The sequence below is a fragment of the Oceanicoccus sagamiensis genome (genome assembly GCF_002117105.1).
GTDB lineage: Bacteria > Pseudomonadota > Gammaproteobacteria > Pseudomonadales > Dasaniaceae > Oceanicoccus > Oceanicoccus sagamiensis.
Genome location: NZ_CP019343.1, coordinates 4,465,583 through 4,472,079 on the forward strand (window position 1 = coordinate 4,465,583; position 6,497 = coordinate 4,472,079).

A 6,497-nucleotide genomic window follows, 5' to 3' on the forward strand; every position below is an offset into this window, starting at 1 on the left:
AGCTATGCGTCCTTATCGCTGGCGTAATAATAAAACAATGAACCGACCGGGCCAGAAAAAGACAAGGCCACCTTGGCTTGGTGCTGCGTATCCAGTTGTGATTTTCTGGTGCGCATTACATGAATAAATTCTCCATTTGTCACAGGCAGCCCATCCGCTGCCTGTATCGACTTCTGTGCAGCCTGCCACATCGACATCGCCTCCCAGGCAGTGACCTGGCCCTGCAAGGCAAAATCATCACCATGGCAAGTGAGTACCACACATAGCTTGCCTGCTCTGGCGCACTGCCTGTGAATATCCTTATCCAATACCTTTTCTCCATTAGGCATAAATAACCGCTTACCCCCCTTTTCTGAATGAGCAAATACTACAATGGGGCTACCCTCCGCACGGTGGATACGGGCATATAAATCAAGACTTCCTCCATTCAAGTCAGTCACGCCCTCGCCTTCTTTGACCTGTCTGGCAAAATGTTGCAACTGCTCTTCTGCCCCCTGGCTGACGCTATCGGTTTGATAGACTTTTTTATAGTGCTGCGGCTTTGTCGGCATGGCGACCAGCAATTCCGGCTCGTGCGCAACACTGGCAAAGCTATCGTGCTGCCTGCCAACATCCAGCCCTGTGCGCAACACCTGCCGCTCAACGGTATCGCCACCAACATGAGCCGGGATGGGGTCCTCGGCATCCGCTGCCACACGGCCAACATCATCATAAACAGCCCCTGGCTTAGCGGGTATTTCACGCACCGGAACCTTATCAACCTTCCTGGCTGCCGGTGCCGCCGACCCCAGATCATCAAGCAATCGAACCAAGGCGGTTATCAGGCCCGCATGGCTGGCTTCTACAAACAGCAATAACAACACGGCCACACTTAGGTTTTTTATCCACTGTCTTAATTGATACATTTATATCTCCCTGAAAAAAGTGACATATTGAAGCACCACTCAAAATAGATCCCGCAAGGTAATGCGGTAAGGGTGCGGCCTTTCGGCGCTCAAGCCGGGGGGCTGGTCATCTTCGGCACCGGCGGTTAGTTCCTGCCTGGATAAACTGGCCTCTATCCCCTTATTGGCCAGCGCATTGGCACCGGCGCCAGAAATAACAATTTGCCAAACGGTGGCATTGGGGTTGTTTTCATTTAAGGCCCAGGCAATAAAACCGGAAGCCAACAGAAATAACAAAAATTTAAACCTGTAAACCAGACTGGCAATAATGCGTCGATAGGTCAGCGCAGTGCGATTATTTTTCAGCTCATAGTTTTTTAAGTATTCGATAGAAGCGGCACCCAGAGCACCCAGGGCCATATACTCGGGGAACACCATCCAGTTAGCCAGCATCGCTCTACTCCTGTAGTTCTTTCTTTAGTATTAAGACACTTTAGCAAGGTATTTCCCCACCTTAGAGGGCGAGCAGATTGCCGTAATTTATAGCTATTGCTGGTGAGTTAGTCGATATTTTTGGGGGAGTTTAAATAGTCGAACTTTTATAGAAGGAACAATATTTCAACAACCGATCATCGGTAGATTTATAGCTAAAGGGGAACGTGATAATGGCGAGTTAGAATTAATCACGCCCCGTTATCATGAGCTTAGCTTTGAGGAGATTAGAGAGTGGCAAACAAGCTAGTGGTCAGTCGTGTTCCCCTGTGTCTCTGCAGTAATAACACCGCCAACACTAACAAAGCTTATTGGCAGATCTTTTGGATCTTTTGTGGATCTTTTGGGACAGACACTCATTAGGGCAGATCTTTTGGGACAGACACTCATTAGCAGACACTCATTAGCAACAGACGTCGGCACCAATAATTAGTTTTAGCTTCCCTTAGCGGTTTATGACCCACTATATACTTTAGTCGGTAGCCACTACAGACTAATGGGGGATAGAAAGAGGGTTCAAATTTCAATAAAGTTTGTTCTTAGGCAGTAAATGCCTTTAATGGGCACGCTTCTACTCCATACCCATCTAACCCTGTGAATAGTTTACTTGATCAAAACAAGTGGCGACAAGCTTTACAGAGCCGGTTTGACCCACACCATGGATTAAAGGGAAGTGCCTAAAATTAAAATAACGCAACAACTACAAAGTAAAGGAGCACCTCATGCTGAAACAAACTCTGGCCATAATTGGCCTAACAATATCATTGTCTGCTAATGCTGCTTTGTACGACCGTGGCAACGGCATGATTTACGATGACACCTTAGACATTACCTGGCTGCAAGATGCCAACTATGCGCAAACGTCAGGCTACGATGCCGATGGCAGAATGACTTGGGACGATGCTAATGCGTGGGCTGACCAATTGAACTACGGCGGCTTTGATGACTGGCGCTTAGCTTCAGCAAACTTAATAAACGGCGCCAGCCCGTGTTTCGCATATGATGGCAGTTGTGATCGTGGTTATAACATTACGACGGGGGAGCTAGGCCATATGTTTTACAACAACTTAGGCAATCTGGGAGCTTACGATGCCAGCGGTTCATCTCAATCTGGCTTTGGCGTTTCCAATAGCAGCTTTACGGATGGCGATAGTGGCGACAATGTGAGCATTTTGAATTTACAGAATAATGTTTATTGGTACGGCGAGGAGCACGCTCCATCTACAGTTAACGCCTGGATCTTCGGTACCGGTGGTGGCCAACAGTACACCGCCGGGAAGAGTACTAATATCTATAGCTGGGCAGTCCGCGCGGGGGATGTCAGTTCGGTGCCTGTTCCTGCTGCGGCGTGGCTGTTTGGTACGGCGCTGTTAGGATTGGTAGGAGTGAAGCGCAAGAAGTAATACACCAAACAGCTCTGCTTAAAGGCTCCTGCATGGGGCCTTTTTTTGATTCTGCTTTAGTCCGCTAATGGCACACCGCCGCCCCTATGCCTCGATTAATCTCGGGGCTTTTTTATGTCTGCTATCAGGAGACAAGCTGCCGTTTAATTTATGGGTAATTGAAGGAGGGGTCTGGAGCAGTTGACCCATAACTGCCCCCGGCCCTAACAGTTATCATTACAGCCAAGCCGAAATCACTTAAAATGATTATGTCTGAATTGAGGTTTATGATTCAGGGCACAAAAAAGCCCGCAGCTAGCGGGCTTTCTAAAATGTTCAAAACCTTACAGCTTATTAAGCAGCCTTACGTCTTGCCCATCCAAGAGCGGCTAAACCTAAACTTAGTAGCGCCAAGCTACCGGGCTCTGATACAGATGTAGGCGGTGTAGGCACGCTGGTTAATACTGGCAGCCCTCGAGCTTCATCCGACAAGTGCAGACGCATTCTGCCAAGATCGCCCAAAAAGGCGTTTGTAGCATCTCGTGTTCCAAATTGCCATTGAACTTCGATTGATGCAGTGACCTCCCAAGCATCGCAGAAGCTGGTATCACAGACGTCATTATCTAGTAACCAGTCAAGGGAGGTGGCATGGTCAACATAGTTGTCGCCTAAGTCCTCCTCAGAGCCGTCCCAATCGGTCATAAAAATGGTATCTCCACCGAAAGTTTCCAGTTCGAATTCTTCGCTACCAGTTTGAGTGCTGAAACTCATATTGGCGTGACCATGGTGGTTATTTTTATAGGCATCTAAAGCTGCAGTAACTTCTTCTTCGGTGAGACCGTCTGCTTGGAGCGCGTTGGAGAGGTCTGTACAGCCTGCCTCGGCAATCGTGTTGCCTGCCTCATAGTCACATCCATTATCCCAGATCATGCGACGGGCATAGCCAGGCACTTCGAAAAATACATTCAGGTTATACTCGCTTCCAGTGCCGCTGATTTCCCAGTGTAAATCGTTGCTTAAGCCTGCATCGAGGTCGTAGATTGAATGGTGGTCGTTATACCATGGTAAATTGATTGTGCCGTAGTCGAGACCCTGGGTACCGCCAAGGTATTCACCGGCTTCAAGCACGCCGTCTACGGTAACTGTAGGTATTGCGTTGGTGGCAGCTGAGCCAATGATAGCGGCCAAAAGTAGGCCGTTTTTAAAAGAAGTGTTGAGCATGCGGCGTTCCCATAAAGATATGTCAATATTATTTTAACCTCATGTTAGCAATCGCTATGCCAAGGTTGTTTTTATTATAGAAATCAATAACTTAATAGAATTGAACAAAAACTTACTATCAGGGATTGTAAATACTACCGACACTCTTAATAATTTCATGGCTATCAGTTCTATATCCGCATACTCCTTTTATCGGCGTCTGTCCTTATAGTTTGATAGTTTGTTTAGCTTTATAGTTCTTTCTTATTGTATGGCGGCTGTTCTTATAGTTGGCATTTTGGAAGGGGTTAGTGAAGATCATGGAAGATTTTTTTATAGCTACACGTAGATATACACTAACTATTGGCTGTAGTCGTTTTTTGTCGAAAGCTGGACCTAAGCCTATCTTTGTTATTTTCTAGCTACCTGATAGTAACATCCAATAAAAAAGTATGATCAAGCAAAAAACCTCTAAGCCTATCAAAAACAGAATACCTTTTATTGGTTTGCTGAATATCTTTATTTATAACCGCCAATAATGCTTCATCGTGGCACTTAGTTGTATATTTTTTTGCAAGAAGCTCACCTTTGTAAGCAATATTTTCTAATAAAGACTGACTTGAAGAAACCTTCTTTACCTTTTCTATTGCCTCCTCAGGTGTTGAATACAGGATGCAATTAACCATATCCACCAACCCTAACCTTGCCTCTTCCAGCTTCTGCCTGTAGGCCACTAAAACACAGCCGCACGCCAATGCTTCAAAGTTTTTAATCATATACTCATCTGTACCAACATCAGCGCTGATAAAGAATTTAATTCTATTGAGTAATTCAGAGTACTCATCTGGAGAGGCCGCAGATAAATATCTTAAAGGCAGCCCCTTAGATATCATCTTTAGCATCTTCTCTCTTTTTTATAGATCTTGTTCTTAAGAGTCCCTATAAATGCATAGCCTATATCTCGATTTACTCCCATATTACTCAAGCTAATATCATCGTAGTACTTTGGTACAAAGTCGACTGAAAAACCCATTTTCTGTAATCTTTCTGTAGAGCGCCATCCACTGCAAATTATTCTTGCCCTTGGCAGCTTTCGATAAAACCGCTGAAACTTTTTGTAATAACGGCTGGAGGGCATAAAATTTTGACAAGCATCATGCTCATAAATAACCAGACCATTAATATTTTTCAAGGCTTTAGTTTGAAACCTTATCAATGACCACTTAAGGTCAATAACGATACGATCATACTCTTTCAAATTAAAGTTCTGTAAATAGCCATCAAGACATTTTTGCTGACTCCGTGATAAGTAGTACCTATCAATATTGATTTCGCCGGCAACATTTTCCAGAAGTTTAAATGTGTATTTTGCATCTCTTCGCCGGAGCAATAATATATTTAAACCGTTCTTATCGTGACTGCCGATGCCTTTTTTGCAAGCACAACAATTTAAAACTTTAGAAGGATGAATATTGTACTTCTCTTTATGCTTCTTCTGGAATCTATCTATCCACGGGGCAACCTTCTTAATATATTCGTGGCCCGCCACCCCGTAGGCTTCACAATACTGTCTGTAAAATTCAGAAATTTCCTGACTATTAAGACCAGTTTCTGAAAGCCCAACTAATAAACGCCCCAAATCTCTTTCTGGAACCATTCGCTTGTATGAAAAACCAAATCTATCAAGATCGACAAAATAAAGCTCTCCGTCAGATAGAAGTATATTATTAAGCTTAAGGTCACCATGAACCCAGTTATTGCCATGAAATCGGGCGACTAAGTTAGAAAGGTCTGCCAAAAGAGCGCTTCGGCCCTGGTTAGTGAGTCGAGAATCACCTGAGAGAGCCTTTGAAAGCGTCATGCTACCAGAAATATATTCACAGGCTTGAAAATATTCCCACTTAAGAAAACCTACCCTCCGGCATATATAGCCCAAGGATTTAGGTGTTGCAAATCCAGTTTTATAGAATTTTAGATTTTGATTATGTTGGTGGGCAGCTCGAGATCCAACAAGAAGCCTTCTCAATAAAGGAAATAATCCAGACTGATAATATAGCTTGCAAAATACTTCCTTACTGTTTGGCAAAAACGCCTGTACTATCTTACGATTTTTCTCGTTCTTTATTATCCGCGCACCGTCAAGCATGCACAGATAGTTATTATAGGATACAACATCATTCAAACCGGCTTCTTTATCGACTTGAAACATAACATCTTCACTTATGAATAATCTGTATCTAACATGCAGCTGATCAATTAACGAAATATTCAAGCTTCTTTTAGCGAATAGTCCTTCATTAGAAAAACACGAAAGAATACGAAAAACACAAGAAATAAAATAACGCTTTCTAAATTTCTTCTTCCTGATATACGATTTTCCCCAAACTGCTCAAGAGCTCTGAATAACAAAATATAATCACGATAACGAAAACCATGATAAAGAGCTGTTAACAGTTCAGAATTACCCTCTTCGACCAATTTTATAATAGCATCACTGGATCTTGGGGATCTTTTTGAGACATTATAAAAGGCATCACAC

6 protein-coding genes are annotated in these 6,497 nt (G+C 43.7%); 1 reads left to right on the top strand and 5 read right to left on the bottom strand.

The features are described 5' to 3' along the window. Positions 1 to 2 precede the first annotated feature (2 nt). Positions 3 to 905, bottom strand: a complete 903-nt coding sequence (locus BST96_RS20235) for a hypothetical protein (RefSeq protein WP_085756723.1) — start codon at positions 903 to 905, stop codon at positions 3 to 5. A 39-nt stretch (positions 906 to 944) separates the two neighbouring features. Continuing rightward, the gene (locus BST96_RS20240; protein WP_085756724.1) at positions 945 to 1,337 is read right to left on the bottom strand and encodes a hypothetical protein; all 393 of its coding nucleotides are present in this window, start codon (positions 1,335 to 1,337) and stop codon (positions 945 to 947) included. A 761-nt stretch (positions 1,338 to 2,098) separates the two neighbouring features. On the opposite strand from BST96_RS20240, the gene BST96_RS20245 reads away from it, so the two are divergent. After that, the gene (locus tag BST96_RS20245; RefSeq protein WP_085756725.1) at positions 2,099 to 2,779 is read left to right on the top strand and encodes a VPLPA-CTERM sorting domain-containing protein; all 681 of its coding nucleotides are present in this window, start codon (positions 2,099 to 2,101) and stop codon (positions 2,777 to 2,779) included. A 333-nt stretch (positions 2,780 to 3,112) separates the two neighbouring features. On the opposite strand, the gene BST96_RS21175 is transcribed toward BST96_RS20245, so the two are convergent. The 3 genes from BST96_RS21175 to BST96_RS20260 all read right to left on the bottom strand — a co-directional run bounded on the left by BST96_RS21175 (position 3,113) and on the right by BST96_RS20260 (position 6,167). Further along, positions 3,113 to 3,979 (bottom strand): PEP-CTERM sorting domain-containing protein, encoded by an 867-nt coding sequence (locus tag BST96_RS21175; RefSeq protein WP_085756726.1) that lies wholly within the window; start codon positions 3,977 to 3,979, stop codon positions 3,113 to 3,115. Between the two features lie 401 nt (positions 3,980 to 4,380). Beyond that, on the bottom strand, positions 4,381 to 4,860 hold the full coding sequence (locus BST96_RS20255) for a glycosyltransferase family protein (RefSeq protein WP_085760429.1): 480 nt from the start codon (positions 4,858 to 4,860) through the stop codon (positions 4,381 to 4,383). After that, complete coding sequence (locus BST96_RS20260; RefSeq protein WP_085760430.1) at positions 4,854 to 6,167, bottom strand: lipopolysaccharide kinase InaA family protein; 1,314 nt, start codon at positions 6,165 to 6,167, stop codon at positions 4,854 to 4,856. Before BST96_RS20260 ends, BST96_RS20255 begins: the two co-directional genes overlap by 7 nt. Between the last annotated feature and the right edge of the window lie 330 nt (positions 6,168 to 6,497).

Bases quoted from the DNA above. Each gene is read 5' to 3' on its own strand.
- BST96_RS20240 (WP_085756724.1), bottom strand. From the start codon at position 1,337: ATGCTGGCTAACTGGATGGTGTTCCCCGAGTATATGGCCCTGGGTGCT.
- BST96_RS20260 (WP_085760430.1), bottom strand. From the start codon at position 6,167: ATGTTTCAAGTCGATAAAGAAGCCGGTTTGAATGATGTTGTATCCTAT.
- BST96_RS20245 (WP_085756725.1), top strand. From the start codon at position 2,099: ATGCTGAAACAAACTCTGGCCATAATTGGCCTAACAATATCATTGTCT.
- BST96_RS20255 (WP_085760429.1), bottom strand. From the start codon at position 4,860: ATGCTAAAGATGATATCTAAGGGGCTGCCTTTAAGATATTTATCTGCG.
- BST96_RS20235 (WP_085756723.1), bottom strand. From the start codon at position 905: ATGTATCAATTAAGACAGTGGATAAAAAACCTAAGTGTGGCCGTGTTG.
- BST96_RS21175 (WP_085756726.1), bottom strand. From the start codon at position 3,979: ATGCTCAACACTTCTTTTAAAAACGGCCTACTTTTGGCCGCTATCATT.